The organism is Anaerofustis sp. NSJ-163, from assembly GCF_024135845.1.
Lineage (GTDB): Bacteria > Bacillota > Clostridia > Eubacteriales > Anaerofustaceae > Anaerofustis > Anaerofustis butyriciformans.
On sequence record NZ_JAMYJV010000005.1, the window covers coordinates 48,092 to 70,200 of the forward strand.

General features: G+C 29.8%; 19 protein-coding genes. 5 read left to right on the forward strand and 14 right to left on the reverse strand.

Annotated elements, in window-relative coordinates; genetic code table 11:
- Position 1: 1 nt before the first annotated feature.
- Genes mutS through rnr form a run of 5 tightly spaced genes read right to left on the reverse strand, consistent with a single transcriptional unit; the run spans position 2 to position 7,440 of the window.
- A complete protein-coding gene (gene mutS, locus M6G78_RS07720; RefSeq protein ID WP_138269113.1) occupies positions 2-2,677 on the reverse strand; it encodes a DNA mismatch repair protein MutS in 2,676 nt (891 codons plus the stop codon).
- Positions 2,678-2,694: 17 nt separating this feature from the next.
- Positions 2,695-4,008, reverse strand: a complete 1,314-nt coding sequence (gene miaB / locus M6G78_RS07725) for a tRNA (N6-isopentenyl adenosine(37)-C2)-methylthiotransferase MiaB (RefSeq protein ID WP_253230074.1) — start codon at positions 4,006-4,008, stop codon at positions 2,695-2,697.
- 10 nt (positions 4,009-4,018) lie between these two features.
- Positions 4,019-4,582 carry a class I SAM-dependent methyltransferase gene (locus M6G78_RS07730; protein ID WP_253230075.1) on the reverse strand — a complete coding sequence of 188 codons (564 nt, stop codon included), beginning with the start codon at positions 4,580-4,582 and terminating at the stop codon, positions 4,019-4,021.
- Position 4,583: 1 nt separating this feature from the next.
- The gene (locus M6G78_RS07735) at positions 4,584-5,300 is read right to left on the reverse strand and encodes a pseudouridine synthase (RefSeq protein WP_253230076.1); all 717 of its coding nucleotides are present in this window, start codon (positions 5,298-5,300) and stop codon (positions 4,584-4,586) included.
- Positions 5,301-5,328: 28 nt separating this feature from the next.
- On the reverse strand, positions 5,329-7,440 hold the full coding sequence (gene rnr / locus M6G78_RS07740) for a ribonuclease R (protein ID WP_253230077.1): 2,112 nt from the start codon (positions 7,438-7,440) through the stop codon (positions 5,329-5,331).
- Positions 7,441-7,560: 120 nt separating this feature from the next.
- Here rnr and lysA point away from each other — a divergent pair, with 120 nt between their 5' ends.
- Genes lysA through scpB form a run of 4 tightly spaced genes read left to right on the forward strand, consistent with a single transcriptional unit; the run spans position 7,561 to position 10,820 of the window.
- On the forward strand, positions 7,561-8,835 hold the full coding sequence (gene lysA / locus M6G78_RS07745) for a diaminopimelate decarboxylase (protein WP_253230078.1): 1,275 nt from the start codon (positions 7,561-7,563) through the stop codon (positions 8,833-8,835).
- Positions 8,836-8,851: 16 nt separating this feature from the next.
- A complete protein-coding gene (locus M6G78_RS07750) occupies positions 8,852-9,460 on the forward strand; it encodes a site-2 protease family protein (RefSeq protein ID WP_253230079.1) in 609 nt (202 codons plus the stop codon).
- A gap of 8 nt (positions 9,461-9,468) precedes the next feature.
- On the forward strand, positions 9,469-10,188 hold the full coding sequence (locus M6G78_RS07755) for a ScpA family protein (protein WP_253230080.1): 720 nt from the start codon (positions 9,469-9,471) through the stop codon (positions 10,186-10,188).
- A gap of 8 nt (positions 10,189-10,196) precedes the next feature.
- On the forward strand, positions 10,197-10,820 hold the full coding sequence (gene scpB / locus M6G78_RS07760; RefSeq protein WP_253230081.1) for an SMC-Scp complex subunit ScpB: 624 nt from the start codon (positions 10,197-10,199) through the stop codon (positions 10,818-10,820).
- A gap of 19 nt (positions 10,821-10,839) precedes the next feature.
- Here scpB and M6G78_RS07765 read toward each other — a convergent pair whose 3' ends face one another.
- The 3 genes from M6G78_RS07765 to M6G78_RS07775 form a co-directional block, all read right to left on the reverse strand.
- Positions 10,840-11,256: a GyrI-like domain-containing protein gene (locus tag M6G78_RS07765; RefSeq protein ID WP_371922835.1), complete on the reverse strand. Its 417-nt coding sequence runs from the start codon at positions 11,254-11,256 to the stop codon at positions 10,840-10,842.
- Between the two features lie 12 nt (positions 11,257-11,268).
- Positions 11,269-11,712 carry an AraC family transcriptional regulator gene (locus tag M6G78_RS07770; protein ID WP_253230082.1) on the reverse strand — a complete coding sequence of 148 codons (444 nt, stop codon included), beginning with the start codon at positions 11,710-11,712 and terminating at the stop codon, positions 11,269-11,271.
- Between the two features lie 133 nt (positions 11,713-11,845).
- A complete protein-coding gene (locus M6G78_RS07775) occupies positions 11,846-14,062 on the reverse strand; it encodes a leucine-rich repeat domain-containing protein (protein WP_253230083.1) in 2,217 nt (738 codons plus the stop codon).
- Positions 14,063-14,236: 174 nt separating this feature from the next.
- Here M6G78_RS07775 and M6G78_RS07780 point away from each other — a divergent pair, with 174 nt between their 5' ends.
- Positions 14,237-14,512 (forward strand): hypothetical protein, encoded by a 276-nt coding sequence (locus M6G78_RS07780; protein WP_138269103.1) that lies wholly within the window; start codon positions 14,237-14,239, stop codon positions 14,510-14,512.
- Positions 14,513-14,517: 5 nt separating this feature from the next.
- Here M6G78_RS07780 and feoB read toward each other — a convergent pair whose 3' ends face one another.
- From feoB to M6G78_RS07810, 6 genes are all read right to left on the reverse strand, one after another.
- A complete protein-coding gene (feoB, locus tag M6G78_RS07785) occupies positions 14,518-16,659 on the reverse strand; it encodes a ferrous iron transport protein B (protein ID WP_253230084.1) in 2,142 nt (713 codons plus the stop codon).
- A gap of 64 nt (positions 16,660-16,723) precedes the next feature.
- Complete coding sequence (locus M6G78_RS07790) at positions 16,724-16,945, reverse strand: FeoA family protein (protein ID WP_253230085.1); 222 nt, start codon at positions 16,943-16,945, stop codon at positions 16,724-16,726.
- 105 nt (positions 16,946-17,050) lie between these two features.
- On the reverse strand, positions 17,051-19,060 hold the full coding sequence (lpdA, locus tag M6G78_RS07795) for a dihydrolipoyl dehydrogenase (RefSeq protein ID WP_253230086.1): 2,010 nt from the start codon (positions 19,058-19,060) through the stop codon (positions 17,051-17,053).
- Between the two features lie 18 nt (positions 19,061-19,078).
- Positions 19,079-20,089, reverse strand: a complete 1,011-nt coding sequence (locus M6G78_RS07800; protein ID WP_138269122.1) for a dihydrolipoamide acetyltransferase family protein — start codon at positions 20,087-20,089, stop codon at positions 19,079-19,081.
- A gap of 14 nt (positions 20,090-20,103) precedes the next feature.
- Entirely contained in the window at positions 20,104-21,078 is a 975-nt protein-coding gene (locus tag M6G78_RS07805; RefSeq protein WP_138269099.1) for an alpha-ketoacid dehydrogenase subunit beta, read from the reverse strand.
- 11 nt (positions 21,079-21,089) lie between these two features.
- On the reverse strand, positions 21,090-22,076 hold the full coding sequence (locus M6G78_RS07810; RefSeq protein WP_138269098.1) for a thiamine pyrophosphate-dependent dehydrogenase E1 component subunit alpha: 987 nt from the start codon (positions 22,074-22,076) through the stop codon (positions 21,090-21,092).
- Positions 22,077-22,109: the final 33 nt, after the last annotated feature.

Consider the following 22,109-nt stretch of genomic DNA (forward strand, 5'->3'; position numbering starts at 1 on the left):
ACTAAATTTCCTCTTTTTCTAAAGATTGTTTAAGTTCGTAAATAAAATTCATAACTTCAATTGGACTCATACTCTCAATAGGTAAAGTCTTAATTTTATTTACTATTTTTTTATTTAATTCATAGCCTTCCATTAATTTATCATTATTCACATCAGCTCCAAGAACAAGCTGAGTAAACTTTTCACTTCCGTTATTTAAACTCTTATTTACATTATCTATTTTTGTTTTATAGGATTCTTCATTTTCTTCTAAAACATCAAGTATCTGTATACTTCTTTTTATTACTTCGTCAGGAAGTCCTGCAAGTTTTGCTACCTCAATACCATAACTTTTATCAATTCCGCCTCTTTCTATCTTTCTTAAGAAAATAATTTCATCACCATTACTTTCAAGCCTGATAGAATAATTTTTTACACCGCTTTTTTCACTTTCAAGTTCCGTTAATTCATGATAGTGAGTTGCAAATAGTGTCTTTGCTCCTATTTTTGACTTGTCAAGCAAATATTCTATTACAGCATGAGCAATACTTAGTCCATCAAATGTAGAGGTACCTCTTCCAACTTCATCAAGAATTACAAGTGAATTTTTTGTAGCATATTTTAAAATATTAGATACTTCACTCATTTCAACCATAAATGTACTTTGTCCGTTTGCAAGATCGTCACTTGCTCCTACTCTGGTAAACACTCTGTCAACGATACTTATGCTTGCGGACGATGCAGGTACAAAGGAACCCATTTGCGCCATAATAGATAAAAGTGCAACTTGTCTTATATATGTAGATTTTCCAGCCATATTTGCACCTGTTATAATAAGCATTCTATTATCTTCATTATCAAGCAATGTATCGTTATGAATGAAATTATCTATTCCTGTTATTTTTTCTACAACAGGATGTCTTCCTTCTTTTATTATTATACTTCCGTCTGTTGTTATTGTTGGTTTTATGTATCTGTTTTTCTTTGCAACGACACTTAATGATAAAATAACATCAATAACGGCAATCATTTTTGCAGATTTTTGTATTCTCTTTATGTTTTCAAGAACCTTGTTTTTTATATCAACATAGACAGCATACTCTTTTTCTTTTAACTTTTCTTCAACACTAAGTAATTTTACTTCTATTTCTTTTAATTCTTCCGTAAAATATCTTTCAGAATTTGCCAAAGTCTGTTTACGTATAAAATAGTCAGGAACTAAATCTTTATAAGAAGAAGTAACTTCTAAGAAATAACCAAAAACCTTATTATATTTTATTTTAAGATTTTTTATACCTGTTTTTTCTTTTTCTTCTTTTTCAATGTTTGCAAGAATTCCTGCAGAATTTTCTTTTAAATTCTTAAGTTCGTCAATTTCTTCATTATATCCAAGTTTTACCAAACCACCATTTTTAAGGCTTACTTGGCAATCATCATCAATGGAATTATTTATTAAATCATAAATATCTCCAAGCTCATCTAAGTTATTATATATCTCTTTTACAAGTGTTGATTTTTCCATAAACTTTGAAAGAAGAATTCTTATTCTTGGTATTACACCTATTGATTCTTTCAAAGCTATCAAATCTCTTGCATTGGCAATATCAAGAGAAAGTCTTGATATTATTCTTTCTATGTCTTTAACATATTTTAAATTTGAGCTAATATCCTCAAGAATCATTACATCATCATAAAAAAGTTTTATTGCATCTTGTCTATTTATAATTCTATCCTTATCAAGAAGAGGTTCCAAAATCCACTTCTTCATTTCTCTTCCACCCATAGGAGTAATAGTTTCATCAAGAACGTCAAGAAGTGTATCTTTTTTATTATTTGTTCTTAAATTTTCTACTATTTCAAGATTTCTTTTTGTATTGTAATCAAGATGCATATATCCTTTATCTTCGTTTATTTTTATTTCATTTATATGCATTAATGATCTTTTTTGGGTTTCATCCAAATATTTTAAAAGAGCCCCGGCACTTCTTACTATTATTTCATTATTATCAAGACCTATTGAAGAAAGAGAATAAACATTAAACTGAGTTAGTATAAGCTCTTTTCCTTTATCAAAGAAGAAATAATTTAATGGATGAGGTTCAAGTTGAACTTTTGTTACACTTGAAATTTTCTTCTTTAAAGATAAATCTTCAAATAAAATAGTATTTACTATTATCTGAGCAGGATTTATTCTTGAAAGTAAAGATAATAACTCATTTTCTCTATTTTCACCGCTTAAATTAAGAACATTAAATTCTCCCGTTGTTATATCACAGTATGTAACACCAAATTCAAGCTTGTTATAATATATACACATAATATAATTATTTTCACTTGCCTTTAGCATTTTTCCTTCTGTAATTGTTCCCGGTGAAATAATCCTTTGAATCTCCCTTTTTACAAGTCCTTTTGCAGTTTTAGGGTCTTCTACTTGTTCGCATATAGCTACTTTATAACCTTTTTCAACCAATTTAGCAATATATGTATCTGCACTATGATAAGGAACTCCGCACATTGGGGCTTTTTCCTCTAATCCACAGTCTCTGCCTGTCAAAACAAGATCAAGTTCTTTGCTTGCAGTCTTTGCATCATCAAAAAACATTTCATAAAAATCACCGAGTCTATAAAAAAGTATAGTATCCGGTACTGTTTCATGTGTTTGCAAATATTGTCTCATCATTGGTGTCAATGAAGCCATAAAATTTTTCTCCTATTCTATAATTGTTCTCCACTTAAATGGAATGTTTTTACATCTGTTATTTTTACTTTAACTATATCCCCTGCTTTACCATTTCCGGTAAAGTTAACAAGTTTAAATGTATCAGTTCTACCTGTAAGCACCTTATCATTTGTTTTGCTTACTCCGTCAATTAATACATCAACGGTTTTATTTAAATATTTTTGATTTTGTTTAAATAATATTTCATCATGAAGTTTTACAAGTTTATCAAATCTAACTTTTACAACATCTTCATCAACTTGTCCTTCCATTACAGCTGCTTTTGTACCTTCTCTTTTTGAATAAATAAAAGTAAAAGCAGTATCAAACTCACATTCTTTATATACATCTAAAGTATCATTAAAGTCTTCTTCCGTTTCAGTTGGGAATCCAACAATAATATCTGTCGTAATTGCAATATCAGGAATTTCACTTCTTATTTTCTTAACAAGATTTATATATGTTTCTTTATCATAGTGTCTATTCATTAATTTAAGTATTCTGCTTGAACCTGATTGCATTGGAAGATGAATGTGATTACATATCTTATCATTATTTTTTATTACTTCAATAAGTTCATCACTTAAATCTTTTGGATGAGAAGTCATAAATCTTACTCGCTCAATTCCCTCAACCTCACTTACTCTCTTTAAAAGTTCGGCAAATGAAATTCTATCTTCCAAATTTTTTCCATATGAATTAACATTTTGACCAAGCAAAGTAACTTCTTTTACTCCGTCTTTTGCAAGGTTTGTTACTTCACTTAGAATATTTTTATATTCTCTGCTTCTTTCTCTTCCTCTTGTATATGGAACTATACAATAAGTACAAAAGTTATTACAACCTTTCATTATACTTACAAAGGCTTTATGTTTAAACTGTCTGTGAACAGGAAGTCCTTCAGGAAGAGAATCACTGTCACTTAACACTTCAACAACAAGTTTTCTTTTTGCTTCGCATTCTTCAAGTAAAGAAGGAAGAGATGCAATATTATGTGTTCCAAAAACAATATCAACAAAAGAATATTTTTCTTTTATTTTCTTTACAATATGTTCTTCCTGCATCATGCATCCGCAAACGCCGATAATCAAATCTTTTTTTCTCTTTTTAAGCTTCTTAAAATTACCCAAATTTCCAAAGAAGCGGTTATTTGCATTTTCTCTTACACTACATGTATTCATGATAATAAGATTAGCATCTTCTTCTTTATCTGTTTGTATATATCCAAGATTATCAAGCATCCCGCTCATTTTTTCACTGTCATTTTCATTCATTTGACATCCGTAAGTTATTATTAAATATTTTTTCATATTATCTCCATTATTTTATTTTTTCTATTATTATCATTCTAGGAGCATTCTCACTCCTGTTTATATGTTCAAGAAGTAATACATTAAAGTTTCTTTTAGGTAGATTTATACAATATTCTTTAACTTTTAAATATTCTTCATATCCGCCTTCATGACCAACATAAGCACATATACATATAATTCCTTTTATATTTAAAAGTGTTATGACATTTTTTAAACTTTCAACAGTGCTTTCGCTTTTGGTAACAATATGTTTATCATAACCTGGCAAATACCCAAGATTATAAACCCCAAAATCAACCTTTTCCTTAACATAATTTAATACGTTTTTATGGTTATCTTTTATTAGAACCGCATTTTTTATATTATTTTCTCTAAGAAGTTTACTCGTATTTTCCACTGCTTCATTTTGAATGTCGAAAGAATATACTTTACCTTTTTGTGATACCTTTTTTGCAAGATATAAAGTATCGTTTCCATTCCCCATTGTAAGGTCAAGTACGGTATCTCCTATTTTAACTTTACTGTTTATTATAAAATTTGTTATATCCGTAACATTATCAAATAAATTCATATTATCTTAAAAGCCTATTTACTTCATTTTTAGTAAGCTTTCTGTATTCTCCTTCTTGTAAATCTCCAAGCCCAAGTCCGTTTTCCATGGTTCTCTTTAATTTTAGTACTTTGTGCCCTACTCTTTCACACATTTTCTTTACTTGTCTTTTTCTTCCTTCAATTATGGTTATTTCTATTAAAGAGTTGTTACCGGCCATTTTAATAAGTCTTACTTTCGCTTTTGATGTTTTTTTACCGTCTATTACAACACCTTTTTTAAGCCTTTCTAATCCTTTAGAATCAATATGACCTTTTACCAAAGCTTCATATGTCTTTTCTTTTTCATATTTTGGATGAGTAAGCTTATATGCAAAATCTCCGTCATTTGTTAGAATAATAAGACCTGTAGTATCCTTATCAAGTCTTCCAACGGGAAATAATCTATGTTCCTTTTTACCTATAATATCTACAACGGTTTCTTCTCCGTATTTGCTTTTACTTGCACTTATTACGCCTGCAGGTTTATTTAACATATAATATACTTTACTATTATCAAGTTCCACAGGTTTACCAAAAACAGTTACTTTATCTTTTTTCACATCAACCATCGTTGCAAGTTCTTTTACCACTTTTCCATTTAATGTAACTTTTCCGCTTGAAATAATTTCTTCGCATTTTCTTCTGGATGCAACATTACAACTTGCAAGATATTTGTTTATTCTCATTTTTTCTTCCATAACTACTCTCTCTTTAAAAACATTTATCTTATATTATACAAAATTCTACTTCTCTTTTCAATTTAGATACGCCAATTACTTTAATGTTAATTTCTTCACCCATAGTGTATTTTTTACCGAATTCTCTTCCTATTAATGAATAGTGTTCATCATCATATATATAATAATCGTCCTTTAAATTATTAAAATATATAACGCCTTCTACACCGTTTTCTAATTTTACATACATACCTTTTTGACTGAAACCGGAAATTCTTCCTTTAAACTCTTCATCTATAAATCTATCCATATATTCACAAATAAAAATTTTATCTGCTTCTCTTTCTATTTCTTCGCTTATTCTTTCAGCTTTTGAAAGATGATTTGCTTTTTTCTCCATTTTTTCTCTTTCTTTTTCAAGGTTATCCAAATTAATGTTACCAAGTAAAATATTAGATAAAACTCTATGAACCATCAAGTCAGGATATCTTCTTATTGGAGATGTAAAATGGGTATAGTTTTGTATTGCAAGGGCAAAATGACCTTTATTATCGGTAGTATAAACAGCTTTCTTCATACATCTTAAAAGAACGGTTTTAAAAAGCTGCTCGTTTTTATCCCCTTCTATTTCTTTTAAAAACTGCTGTAACTCTTTATTATAATGTTCGTCATGAAGTCTCAATTTATAACCAAGAGCATTTGCAAAACGAACAAAATCGGAAATTTTTTCTTTGTCCGGCTGTTCATGGACTCTGTATATACCATTTACTCCCATTGATGAAAAGAATTCGCAAGCTGAAGTATTTGCTATAAGCATAAACTGTTCTATTATTCTTTCCGCAATACCTCGATGTCTAATTTTAACATCCTCAACAGTTCCGTCTTTTACAATTATTTCATTTTCATCAACATCAAAATCTATATTTCCTTCTTTAAAGCGTCTTTGTCTTAAAATTTCGTAAAGCTCTTTCATTAAAAACAAATCGTCTTTAAATATATAATATTCTTCTTTTAATTCTTTACTTCCTTCAAAAAGCTCGTTTACTTCATCATAAACAAATCTTGCTTTCGACATAATAATTGATTTATAGAATTCATATGATATAAGTTTACCTTGATTATTTATCCTCATATCAACACTAAAAGCCTTTTTCTTTTCATTTGGATTTAGACTACATAAATTTTCACATAAAGCTTTTGGAAGCATTGGAATAACTCTATCAGGGAAATATACACTTGTTCCTCTTTCATATGCTTCTTTATCAATTTCACTGTTTCTTTTTACATAATTGCTTACGTCTGCAATATGAACTGACAAAATATAATCCTTACCGTCTTTTTTAATGCTAACTGCATCATCAAGATCTTTTGCCGTTATACCATCTATTGTAAAAATATTTTCTTTTGTTATATCTTTTCTTTTATTTTCAAATTTATCAAGACTATCAAAAGTAAGCTCCTTAGATTCTTTAATTGCATCTTTTGAAAAATCATTTGGAATATCATATTCATATATTAATGATTCTATTTCAATGCCGTCATCACCTTGGTGTCCTAGTACTTTTTTTATTCTTCCAACCCAATTTTTATCTTTTGGGAAATCTGTTATTTCTACAACGACTTTATCTTTATTTTTTGCATATTTTATTCCTGATTTTGGAATGTATATATCATTTGTAAATTTAGGATTATCGCTTACAACAAAGCCAAAAGTTTTTTCTTTAAAGAATGTACCGACAGTTTGTCTTTTAACCTTACTTGTTATTTCGATAATTCTTCCTTCTCTTTTTTTATCTCCTTGTTTTTCTTTTATTATTTCTACTTTTACTTTATCTCCGCTAAAAGCATCCATTGAATCACTTCCTAAGACAAATATATCCTCATCAAGCTCATCAACACTGACAAAACCAAATAAACCCTTACCTCTATCATATATTCCTTCATATACTTTATTTTTGGTAAGAGAATATCTTCCGTCAACATACTTTATCATTTTTTCGCTGATTAGATGATTTAGCGCATTAGATAAAAGATTTTTTTGATTCTTTGAATGAAGAGAAAAAATATAAGCAAAATCTTTAAATTTCATAGGCTTATAATCATCGTTATTCATTAGTAAATAAATCTGTTCGCTTAAATATATTAATTTATCATTTTTCATACAAATTATTATATACTATTTAACTAAAAATTAATATAATTTATTTAAAAAGAAATAAATATCTGATATAATGTGTAATTAAGCTAAAGAAAAAATAATTAAAATTAGGAGTTAGTAGACATGAATGAACATTTTATTTTCGCAGGTCATGATACCGTGGCGCTTGCAAAAGAATTCGGAACACCACTTTACGTTATAAGTGAAAATAAAATTGTAGAAGCCATTAATTTAATCAAAGAAAGTTTTGAAGAATACGGACTTGATTATGATATAAATTATGCCGGAAAAGCTTTTACAAATATTGCTATGGTTAAAATAATAAAACAACAAGGAATATGTCTTGATACTGTTTCAGGCGGAGAAATTTATACAGCTTTACAAGCAGGTCTTGACCCTAAAAAAATATGTTTCCATGGAAGTAATAAATCAGCAGAAGAAATCAAAGAAGCTATTGAAGCAGGTGTCGGTGTTATTACAATCGACAGCCTTTATGAAATAGGTTTGGTTGGAAGAATAGCAAAGAAACTTAAAAAGGTTCAAAACGTACATTTCAGAGTTTCTCCTGGGGTTGAAGCTCATACACATGAATATATACAAACAGGAAGAATCGATTCAAAATTCGGTATACCTGTAAATATGGCTGTAAGAGCAGCAAGAATGATTATTGATGAAGAATACTTAAACTTAACAGGGGTACACTGTCATATAGGTTCTGATATTTCTTCACCTAAACCTTTTGAAATAGCAGCAACAACAATGCTTGAAATTGTATATAACATAAAAGAAATGGGGGTTGAAATTGAAGCTTTAAATCTTGGCGGTGGTTTTGGAATAAACTACTTACACGATGACCCTGTATTCGATGTTGAAGAATATGTACATACAATCAGCAAAATAATAAGAAAACAATGCGATATTCTTGGAATAAAAATTCCTAAGATTATAGTTGAACCTGGTAGATACATTATCGGTCCTGCAGGTATAACTTTATATTCAATAGGAACAATAAAAGAAATCCCTTATTTAAGAAAATATATAAGTGTTGACGGTGGTATGGCTGATAACCCAAGACCGGCTCTATATAATGCAATTTACCATGCTGTTATTGCAAATAAATACAACAAAGAAGCAAATGAACTTTATACTGTAAGTGGTAAATGCTGTGAAACAGATACTCTTATTAAAGATATCCTTCTTCCAAAAGCAGCACCCGGAGATATTCTTGCAGTATTAAACACAGGAGCATATAACTATTCAATGTCAAGTCATTATAACAGACTTAAAACTCCTCCTGTTGTACTTTTAAAAGATGACAAAGCAGAATTAATGGTAAAAAGAGATACTTATGAAAATCTAATTCAAAACGATGTAGTTCCAAGCTGGCTTGAGGACTAACTAAAAAGGAGATGTAATGAATTTATTTAGTAGTCAAAATTTAATACAAATGTTATATATGCTTATTCCAATTATATTGGCACTTAGTGTTCATGAATTTGCACATGCATTTGTAGCGGACAAAATGGGAGATCCTACTGCAAGGATTTCTGGAAGAATGACAATGGACCCAACGAGTCATGTAGATATTTTAGGGTTTCTTGCTCTACTATTCTTTGGATTTGGATGGGCAAAACCAGTTCCAATTAACCCAATGAATTTCAAAAAAAGAAAATTAGGAATGATACTTGTAAGTTTAGCAGGACCTTTATCTAATTTGATACTAGCCATAATTTTCTCAATTTTATATAAATTTGTTGCACCTATATTTGATATTTTAGCTTTATATTATATCTTACAATACGGAGTAATAATAAATATATCTTTAATGATATTTAATCTTATTCCTGTGCCACCTCTTGATGGTTCAAAAATACTTGCAAGTTTACTTCCTTATAAATATGAAGCTAAGTTTTATGAATATGAAAGATATTTATATATTATACTTATAGTTTTACTTGTTACCGGAGTAATAGGAATTATATTATCTCCTATAATGATGCCATTTTTAAATATACTGCTTTAAGGAGTATTATGAAAGAAAATATTTTACATTTAAGTAGTTTTGAAGGTCCTTTGGATCTTCTACTTCATTTAATACATAAAAATGAAATAGATATATATGATATTCCAATTGTTGAAATTACAAAACAATATTTAGATTATATATATAAATTCAACGATTTGGATATGGAAGTTGCCAGTGAATTTGTTGTAATGGCATCTACCTTACTGGAAATAAAATCAAAAATGCTTCTTCCTGTTGAGGTAGATGAAAATGATGAAGAAATCGACCCAAGAGAAGAACTTGTAAATAGACTTATCGAATACAAAGCCTTTAAAGAGCTTACTAAAAACTTAAAAGAAGGCGAACAAGTTTACAATAAGTCACTTACAAAAGATCCGGAATATTTCAGTGAAATAAAAGATGAATATGTAGTAAAAGACATAGATGTATCATTACTTGCAAAAGCTCTTAAAAATATTCTTGTAAAACATCAATTAAGAGTAAACGAAATAAGTGACCATCAAACAATAGAAACAGATACTTTTTCTGTTGACGATTCTATCTTAACCATATCTAAAATACTTGAAACAGAAAACAAGATAAGTTTTTTATCATTATTTAAATATAATCATAAAAAAGGATATATTATTGCAACATTCCTTGCAACATTAGAACTGTTAAAAATCAATGCCGTAAAACTTACACAATCGGAAGTATACGGAGATATTTTATTAGAAAAGATTTAGGAGTAAAGATGAGCGAAACAAATAATAACGAGTTTATAAACAAAGATGAAAATGAACTTTTACATATTATTGAGAGTATTTTATTTGCTGTAGGAGATAAAGTGCATATTGATACAATAAAAAAAGTACTTAATATTAATGAAAAATATGCAACATCTTTACTAAAAAAATTACAAAGCGAATATGATTATAACATGAGAGGTGTAAAGTTAGTTAGAACAGATGATACATATCAACTAACAACACGAAGTGAATACTTTGATTATGTAAAACAAATTCTTACAAATTATAATACTACAAACCTTTCACAAGCAGCTTTAGAAACACTTGCAATAGTCGCATATAAACAACCTGTTACAAGACTGGATATTGAGCTTGTAAGAGGGGTTAAATCCAGCAGTTCTTTAGACTTATTAATCGACAGAGGACTTGTTGAACAAGCTGGAAGATTAGAAGACGTAATAGGAAAACCTATGAGTTTTAAAACAACAAAAGAATTTTTAAGACTTGCGGGAATAGAAAAAATATCTGAACTACCTGATTTTGAAAACTTTATAAATGATTTGGAAAATCATATAGACGAACAAATGGAAGAATCAGGAGAACAATTAATGTTTACTGAAAAAATATAAAGACCTCTAAAGAGGTCTTTTATTTTTCCTTTACAGAAATCCATATTTCACATTTATAATCTTCACTTAAAATATCATCACTATAATATACTTCTATACACATTCCTCCGTAAGGTTGATACTTACTTGTAGGGAAAAATTCTGTATATATTCTTTTATACAATTTTTCAAATGCCTCTGGCATTTTTCCTACACAAGGAAATACTGCCCATGTGTTTTTTGGAACAATTTCAAGAGATAATTCTTCATTTACTTTTCCCCCATTATATAAAGTCCCAATTGCATAATCAAAATCTCCCTTTGTTGGATCGTCAAAACATACTCCCACTATTGCTCCCTTAAACATATTATCGGGGTTAGTATAAGAACATAATTCTTTAATGGTGCCATCTTCAAAATATGTCTGCCAAGTTTTTTTTATATTTTTATTGCTTATTTCCTTCCACCCTCAATATCTTGCTCTTTTGGCAATAATAGTAAATTCATCTGTTTTTTCAATTCTGTAATTCATGTCTTTTCCTCCTTCTATTACAATTTTCATGGAAAGTTTAGAAAAAGATTTTAAATTTGAATTACCGCTTTTTACTTGACTTGGACTAATTCCATGAAATTTAGTAAAAGCTCTGCTAAAACTTTCACAGGAATTATAGCCGTATTTAAAGGCAACATCTATAACCTTCACGTTTTTATTATAAAGTTCTTCCGCTGCCAAAGATAACCTTCTACTTCTTATATATTCACCTATTGTATATCCACAAATAATTTGAAATATTCTTTGAAAATAAAACCTTGAAGAACAAGCAACTTCTGCAATTTTATCATAATCAATATCTTCTGTTATATTATCTTCCATGTAATTTATTGCATTTTGTAATCCATCTATCAAATTCATACTTTTTCCTCCTTCCATGATAATACTATAGCAAGAAAAGAAATTCACTTCATGATTTACAGTGCCGTTAAATGATATGAAAATATTATATACAAAAAAAGACACACATAAGTGTGTCTTTTAAATTTATTTATTATTCAGCTATACAAATAATATCATTTTCTTTAGCATAAGCTTCAGCTTTTGAACCTTTATTTACAAACATGTATAGGTTATCGCAAGCTTTAAATGCGTGTTCTCCTATTTCAGTATCGCTACCTTCAATAGTTACACTGTTTAAGTTCTTACAATAGTTGAATATATATCTTCCCATTTTTTGAACATTTTTACCGATTGTTGCAGATGTAAGTCCGCTGCATCCATCAAATGTTCTTTCACCTAAATATTCAACACTATCAGGAATTCTTATTGTTTGTAAGCTAATACAATCATAGAAAGCAAAACCTGAAATATGTTTCATACCTTCTGGAATGATAAAATCTTTAAGACTTGCACAGTTATTGAAAGCACCTACTCCAAGTTGTTCGACACTGCTTGGAAGTGTAATATATTCAAGATTTGTACAACCATCAAATGCATATGCACCAATACTTTTTACACTTTCAGGAATTGTTATGCTTTTTAGTCCTGTAAATCCTGCAAAAGTATAATCACCTATATTTTTAACACCGCTTGGAACTGCAAGTTGAATTAAACTTCTACATCCAAAGAATGCTTCTCTTCCTATTTCTTCAACTGTTTTTGGAAGTGATAAACTTGAAATTCTATCACAGTAACTGAATGCTCTTTCTTCTATTTTCTTAACTCCACTTGGAATTACGACAGCACCTTTTACAAATGGACAACAAATTACTGTTGTTTTTTCTTTATCAAATAAAATATTGCTTTCACTTGAATATTCCTTATTATCTTCATCAACAGTAAGTGTTGTTAAGTTTTTACATCCTGAGAATACTTCAATGCCAATTTCTTCAACACTTTCAGGAATATAAATATCTTTAAGTCCCGTGCATTTATGGAAAGCAAGTCTGCCTATTCTTGTAACACCGTTTTTAATGTTAACTTGTTTTAAATCAGAACATAAGAAGAATGCATAATCATCAATACCACCTCTTGTTATTGTTACTTCTTTTAAAGAAGCAGGAACATCAGTTTCATTTTCATAATAAGAACTTGCCCCAAATAAATATCCAAGATAAGTATTTTTTTCTTCACTTTCACCAATGAATGGAAGTGTTAATCTTTCAAGTCTCCAACATCCGTTAAATACGCTTCTCTTAATTTCTTTTACGCTGTCTGGAATAACCATATCTATAATATGTCTACAACCGCTAAATGCGCCTGCACCAATACTTTCAACGCTGTTAGGAATATTGATTTGTTCCAAACTCTTACATCCGTCAAAAGCAGAATTTCCAATACTTGTAATACCATCTAAAATATCAATACTTTCAAGATTTACACAACCTAGGAAAGCTCTTGGTCCTATTGCAGTTACATTTGGTTGAATATCAACTTCATCTTTTCCACCAGGACAACATAAAAGTGTTGTTTGATCTTTATTATATAAAACACCATTTACACTTGAATAATATTCATTTTCTTCATCAACATTTATACATTCTAAATTTGAACAGTTTGCAAAAACATATGCGCCGATTTTTTCAACTGTTTTTGGAATAAATAATCTTTTAAGTCCGTTTGCTCCATCAAATGCATAATCGCTTATGCTTTTTAGACTTGTTGGAAGGAAAATTTCTTCAAGATTTGAACATCCGTCAAATGCACAAATACCTATGCTTTCCAAGCTTTCAGGTAATTTAATTGTTTTAAGCCCAGTACAATTTGAAAAAGCATAACCGCCAATGCTTGTTAAGCTATTAGGCAAGTTAATTTCTTTAAGAGATGTACATCCATGGAAAGCAAATAAATCAATATTTTCCACTGTATCCGGAATTGTTACGCTTCTTAGTCCTGAGCAACCGTAAAATACGTAGTATCCAATACTTTTCATACTTCTTGGAATTACAACTTCTTCCAAAGATTCACACATATAAAAAGCAATATTACCTATTTTTTCAAGTCCTTCAGGAAAAATTATTTTCTTTAAACTTGAACATTCTTTAAATGCATTGTTTCCTATTATTTTAAGAGTAGATGGAAGTACAACTTCTTCCAAATTTTTACATTTATCAAATGCTCTGTTCCCTATAACAGTTACACCTTCAGAAATAATAACTTTTTTTAAGTTATTACAGTCTTTAAAAGCTTTTTCTTCAATTACTTTTATATCTGCAGGAACTGTATATTCACTAACACAACTTGCTTCTGTTTTATTTATTTTACACATTATAATATCTCCTATCTAATAATTATATAATTAGATTAAAAACTCTTTTATATACAAAAATAGTACCACATTTTAATTTTTTTATCAATAATTTACTACCTTTATTTACTATATTTATGGTAAATAGTTATATATACTTTCGTATTAAAAATTTTGTAAAGGAAGATAAAAAATATGAATGAAAAAAAATTAAATGGTATTCGTTTTAATGTTGTAAAATATTTAAGCAATATAATTGGACTTGAGAATCTTTTATTATTTGAAAATAAAAAGAGAGATAAAAAAAGATTATCAAAGAAGATAAAAATTTATTATAATTTGATTTACAAAGAAATTTCACCACTAAAAGAAGAAAATATAAATATACAAAATGTTTTTTCTTTTCTTAGTGGTGAATACAATAATGTACTAAAAAAAGTTTTAAAATATTATAAAATTGAAAATAAATAATATTATTATATAAAAAACAAATTAAATATTAAATTTGTAAACATACATAACATAACCCCTAAAAAAGTTGGAATTAAAAAAGATAAAACAGTATATTTTATACTTTTTGTTTCAGCTTTTATTGTCATTAAAGTAGTGGCGCAAGGGAAATGCAAAAGCATAAATATCATAACATTTATTGCTGTAAATATTGTCCAGCCGTTTTGAATTAAAATATTTCCTATTTGCATGGTACTTTCTATATCAACAATACTTCCATTACCAAGATAACACATTAAAATAATAGGAAGAACTATTTCATTTGCGGGAATACCAAGAATAAAAGCTGTTAAAATATAACCATCTAGTCCCATAAGCTTTGCAAATGGGTCTAAAAAATTTGCTACAAAACCTAAAATGCTAATATCTCCTATTGTAATATTTGCCATAAGCCATATTACTATTCCCGCAGGGGCAGCAAAAATTATAGCCCTATATAAAACATATAAAGTTCTATCAAATATGGACCTTATTATTATGCCTGTTACTTTTGGTTTTCTAAAAGATGGAAGTTCCAAAGCCAAAGTTGAAGGTGCTCCTTTTAAAAAAGTAACCGATAAAAATTTTGAAACAACAAAAGTCATAAAAACACCCAGTAATACAACAAGTAAAACCGTTAAAGTACATAATATTGATTTTTTAAAATTTAAACCAACACCACCTATAAATACTGTTGCAACCGTAATTAAAAAAGGAAAACGTCCATTACAAGGAACAAATACATTTGTAATAATAGCTATAAGTCTCTCCCTTGTAGAATTTATAATCCTACATCCAACAACTCCGGCTGCGTTACAGCCAAATCCCATACACATTGTCAAAGCCTGCTTGCCGGATGCACATACACATTTAAAACATCTATCCAAATTAAATGCAATTCTTGGAAGATAGCCAAGGTCTTCCATAATCGTAAACAATGGAAAAAAAATTGCCATAGGCGGTAACATTACACTTATAACCCAGGTTAATGTATTATACATACCATCTAACAACATGCCCTTAAAAAATACAGGAATATTCATATAATTAAACAAATCATATAGTTTAATTCCTATAAAAGAAAAAAACTTAGAAAGTATTTCCGACGGATAGTTTGCTCCATATATTGTAATCCAGAAAATCAAACAAAGGAAACCCAGCATTATAGGTATTCCAAATAATTTTGAAGTTAGAATTTTATCGATCGTTCGGTCTCGCTCGTTATAATTTCTGTTATTAAAACGGATTACTTTAGAACATAAAAATTCGTTATTTTTAAGTATAGTTTGCATAATCATTTCAGTAAAATTATATGATAAACATTCATTTAATCTATTTTTTTCATAATCAATTACTTCTTTAAGCTTAGCATTATTTTTTAAATCAATTTCCAAATATTCTTCAATTGAATTTAAAATTTTTTTATTATCTTCAATAAGCTTTAATGATATCCACCTTTTGATATATGTATTTTTTAAATCATATCCCTCTAGGACAGAAGATATATGCTCTATTGCATTTTCTATTTTTATGTCATATTTAATATTACTTGGTGTTATTTTTATTTCATCTACACAAATACGATAAATTTCTTCTGTTAAATCAAATAAAGTCCTTTTATATTTAGCACTTACTCCTACAACCGGCACACCAAGATACTCACTTAAAAGTTTTAAATCAATATTTATTCCTTTTTTCTTTGCTTCATCAAGTAAATTTACACATACAATAACATTATTTGTTATTTCCATAACTTGATAAACTAAATTTAAATTTCTTTCAAGACAAGTTGCATCTACAACAACCACCATTAAATCAGCTTTACCAAAACAAATATAATCTCTCGCTATTTCTTCTTCTTTCGAATTTGACATTAAAGAATAAGTTCCGGGAATATCTACCAAAAGAAAGCTTTTATTCTTATACTTATATTCTCCTATAGCATTGCTTACTGTTTTACCAGTCCAATTCCCTGTATGTTGATGCATACCTGTCAAAGCATTAAATACCGTAGATTTACCAACATTGGGATTTCCACAAAGACCTATGGTAAAATCACATCCGACAACTCTTTCAAATACATCTTTTTTTAATAACTTAGAACCTGTTGAACCTAAAGTTAGCCCCATAAAATCACCTCTTTATGCTTCCTAATAATAGAATATGCATAAAGAGGTTTTTGGTTACAAATAATCAATATACATAAATTTTATCACTGTCTTCTTTTCTAAGGGCTATAATACTTCCTCTTATTTCATATGCAACAGGATCATTTAAAGGACTTACAAATACAGGCTTTATTTTTGTTCCGTTTATAAGCCCTAAGTCTAAAAATCTTCTTTTATCATCTTTATTTGCACATATTTTTTTTACTTTTTTTGTCTGCCCTATTTTTACATTAGTTAATTTTATCATATAAATATTCTCCTGATTGTACATTACATTATATGAACTTGAATAAAATTTTGTTATAAGACAATAAAAAAAGAGCTTGAATTTATCAAGCTCTTTAATTAATACTTATCCATGTATCATTTTACCTTTAATACCTTCACATGCTTCCATAAAACCTTCTGATAAAGTAGGATGAGCAAAAGTAATATTGGCAATTTCTTCACTTGTAGCTTCAAGATCCATTGCAATTGCACCTTGTGCAACTATATCTGAAGCATTAAGTCCTACAATATGAACACCGATTATTTCATCAAAGCGTTCGTCTGTAATAACTTTTACAAAACCGGTTGTATCATTCATTGCAAGCGCTTTTCCAACTCCTGCGAAAGGCATCTTGCTTGTTTTATATGGAATACCAAGTTCTTTTGCTTGTTTTTCATTTAAACCAATCCATGCAACTTCAGGTATTGTAAATACGCAAGAAGGAATCATGCTGTAATCAACTTCTTCACCTTCTCCGAATAAATCTTCTGCAACAACAATACCTTGTCTGCTTGCGGTATGAGCAAGCATAACTTTACCTGTAACATCACCGATAGCATAAATATTGTCAATACTTGTTTTTAATTTATTGTCAATTTCAATAAATCCTTTAGCACTTACAACAATATTTACATTACTTGCAACTTTAACAGGTTTTCTACCAACAGACATAAGTACACAGTCAGCTTTAACTTTAGTACCATCAGATAATACTACATTACCGCCTTCTATCTTGGTTGCACCTTTTCCTGTTATAATATCTATACCGTGGCTTCTAAGTTCTTTGTCAACTACGTTAATAACATCATCATCTGCCATTGCAAGAATGCTGTCAAGCATTTCAACTATTGTTACTTTAACACCAAATTCATTCATTACACCGGCTAATTCAACACCGATAACACCACCACCGATAATTACCAAGTCTTTTGGTAACTTATCTAAGTTAAGTATTTTTTCAGAATCGAAAATTTCAACACTGTTATCAGTTTCAATAGGAATCATAACAGATTCACTACCACAAGCTACAACAATATTATCTACGCTGTATGAATCATTACCTACCAAGATTTCATGGTTTGTATTGATTACTGCTTCGCCCATAACAACATCAACTTTATGACGTTTTAATAAACCTTTTACACCGCCTGTAAGTTTTGATACAACTTTATTTTTTCTATCTAAAACTTTAGACCAGTTTACATTGAAGGAATCAATTTCAATACCCATTTCATCAGCATGTTTTATTTCTCTTAAAACTTCTGCATTTTTTACATATGATTTTGTAGGAATACATCCTTTATTTAAACATACCCCACCTATATTTTCTTTTTCAAATATAACTACTTTTGCTCCAAGTTGAGCAGCTCTTATAGCACAAACATATCCTCCAGGACCTGCCCCGATAACAGCTAAATCATAATCATATTCTTTTTCTTGTTTTTTAGGTTTTGATTCAACTTTTTTATCTGGGTTTGTAAGCATTTGAGCTTGTTCTTTTGTTGGAGGAGTTGAACCTTTTTTACCTATAAACATTATAGGTTCATTTACTTTTACATTATCTCCTTCTTCAACATATAAAGCAAGAACTGTTCCGTCAGCTGTTGGATTATCAACTTCCAAAGCAACCTTACCCGTTTCAACTTCTACAACTATATCGCCTCGTTTTATATCATCCCCTACTTTACACATCCATTTTAGAATTTCTCCTTCTTCCATAGACATATCAAGTTTTGGCATTAACATAAATTTACCGTCAAAATCATCCATTGAAACATCACCGGAAGAATTTGATTCTTCTTTTACTTCTTCATCTTTACCCATGGCTTCTTCTTTTGTAGGAGGAACTTCGCCATCTTCTCCAATATACATTATAGGAGTATTTACTTTTACATCCTCTCCTTCTTCAACATATAAAGCAAGAACTGTCCCATCAGCTGTTGGATTATCAACTTCCAAAGCAACCTTGCCCGTTTCAACTTCTACGACTATATCGCCTCTTTTTATCTTATCTCCTACTTTACACATCCATTTTAGAATTTGACCTTCTTCCATAGACATGTCAAGTTTTGGCATTAACATATATTTTCCCATATTAAAACATTCTCCTGATTAAATTATTATACCTATAGGATTGCTTAAAACTTCATTTAAAGTATTTAAGAAACCAACAGCATCCATACCGTCCAATACCCTATGATCTATTGTTATACTAAATCCTGTAAATGTTCTTACAACAATTTCTCCGTCAACAACAGCAGGCATTTGAGAAGTTCTTCCTACCCCAAGAATTGCAACTTCACCAGGATTGATTATTGGTGTAAAGAAATTATTTACACTTCTACCTGTATTACTGATTGTAAAAGTCGCACCTCTATAATATTTACCGCTTAATTTATTTGCTCTTGCTTGAGGTACAATTTCGCTTCTTTCGTCACAAATATCAAAGATATTTTTGTTTTCAACACCATTGAAAACAGGAACTACAAGCCCATCTTCTTGAGCAACAGCCAAACCTATATTTACTGTACTTCTTCTATGAATTTCTTTTCCGTCAAAGTTTGCATTTACTTTAGGACATCTTTGTAAAGTCATACAAACAGCTTTCATTAATAAATCAGTAACGGTAAGTTTTTTATTATATTTTTCTTTAAATACAGCTTTGGTTTTTTCAAATATATTCATAAATTCCGTTGTATCTATATCTGCAAAATGAGATACTTGAGGAGCATTTAACATTGATGTCATCATGTTATCTCCGATTGCTTTTCTCATTCCTTTATATGGAATAACTTTATCTTCAAGAATAGGAGCATTAACAACAGTAGCGTTTTCCAATGCTGTTTTTTCTTCTTTTTCCAAACCAACGGCACTCATTACATCATTTTTCGTTATTTTATTATTAGAATAAGCTACATCTTTAACGTCAACATCGTAATAATTCATAACATTCTTTGCAACCGGGGTAATCTTAACTCCCTTTTCTCTCATAACAGGAAGAACATTTTCCAAATCTTTTAATACGATTGCACCATATTTGCCACTGCCAACCACATTTGCAAGATCAATATTTTTCTCTTTTGCATAAACTCTGGCAGCAGGAGTTGCTAATATTTTACTCATATTACCACCCTCCTTTACATCATTTCTTTTACTTTTGCTACAATATCATCAACAGAAGGAACAATTTGTTTTTCTATAATTGGATTGTAAGGTACAGGAATTTCCATTCCACCAAGTCTTTCAACAGGAGCATCCAAATGATAGAAAGCTTCACTTTCGTTTATTGTTGAAACTATTTCTCCACCAAAACCTCCGAATTTTGGAGCTTCGTAAACTACCAACGCTTTTCCTGTTTTGCAAACAGAATTAATTATTGTTTCTGTATCTAATGGTCTTAGTGTTCTAACATCCACAACTTCACAGTTTATTCCTTCTTCAGCTAATTTTTCTGCCGCTTCCAAACAGAAAAGTAAAGTTCTTGACCATGCAACAAGTGTTATATCGCTACCTTCTTTTTTAATATCAGCTTTGCCAAGTTCGATAGTATATTCTTCTTCAGGAACTTCACCGTTTGTTCTATATAAAAGTTTATTTTCAAAGAAGCATACAGGATTATCATCTCTAATTGCTGATTTTAATAAGCCTTTTGCATCATAAGGAGTTGCAGGCATAACAACTTTAAGTCCAGGTGTATTTAAGAATAAAGCTTCAAGACATTGTGAATGTTGTGCAGCAGCACCTGTTCCAGAACCAAATGGAGTTCTAAGAACCAATGGAGCTTTTACTTGACCACCTGTCATAAATCTATATTTGGCAGCACCGTTTACGATAGGTTCAACAGCTAATGAAACAAAGTCACCAAACATAATTTCTACAATAGGTCTAAGTCCAAACATTGCCATACCAAAAGCTGCATATGTAAAACCTGTTTCGGAAATTGGAGTATCAATTACTCTTTCTTTTCCAAATTCATCAAACATTCCTCTGCTTACTCCGAAGCAACCACCATATAAACCTATATCTTCACCTAAGAAATACACATTTTCATCTCTACGCATTTCTTCGCTCATTGCGTCTTTTATTGCTTGTAAATAAGATATTTTTCCCATTTTATTTCCTCCTACTCAGCATAAACATAACTCATCGCTTCATCAACAGAGATGATTTTGTCCACTTTCTTTGCTTTTTCAGCAGCATCTTCAATTTCTTTTTCTATCTTTTTATTTAATTCTTCAAATTCTTCTTGTGTAATCATGCCTTGTTCTATCATATAATTTTTTTGTCTTTCGATAGCATCATGATTTTTCTTCATATCTTCTTCTTCGTCTTTTGTTCTGTATTTTCTTTGGTCTGATTTTGAATGTCCAAGGTATCTATATGTTTTAAATTCTAATAGATAAGGTTTACATTCTTCTCTGCAATATTCACTGGCTTCCATAACAGCTTCCATAACGGCAAGTACGTCCATTCCGTCAACTACTTTAGATTTTATGTTAAAGCCTTCTCCTCTAACTGCAATATCTTCAACCGGTACTGTGAATTTTGCTGGTGTAGACATTCCGTATCTATTGTTTTCACAGCAAAGTAAAACAGGTACATCCCAAATACTTGCAAGGTTCATTCCTTCAAGCACCATTCCTTGATTTGAAGCACCGTCACCAAAGAATGCGGCAACACAATTTTTCTTTCCTTGTTTTTTAAGTGCAAATGCAACACCTACGGCTGTTGGAACACCTGCACCTACGATTGCAGAACTTCCAAGGTTACAATGTTCTAAATCAATATAATGCATTGAACCGCCAAGTCCTTTACAACCACCTTCATAATTTGCAAAAAGTTCACAAAACATATTATAAGGAGTTGCACCTTTAGCAAGACAATGTCCGTGTCCTCTATGTGTAGGAACAATCCAGTCATCTTCCTTAAGACCTAAACTAATTCCTGCATGACAAGCTTCTTCACCAACTCCAAGGTGAGTTGTACCGTGAATCAATCCAGCCATAAACATTTCGTTTACTTTTAGTTCAAAATGTCTAGAAGTAAGCATTGTTTTTAAGACTTTTAGCATTTCGTTTTTGTCTTTTTTTCTTTCTTCAAACGTCATCATTTTTAATCCTCCTATTTTTTAATGCTGTTAGAA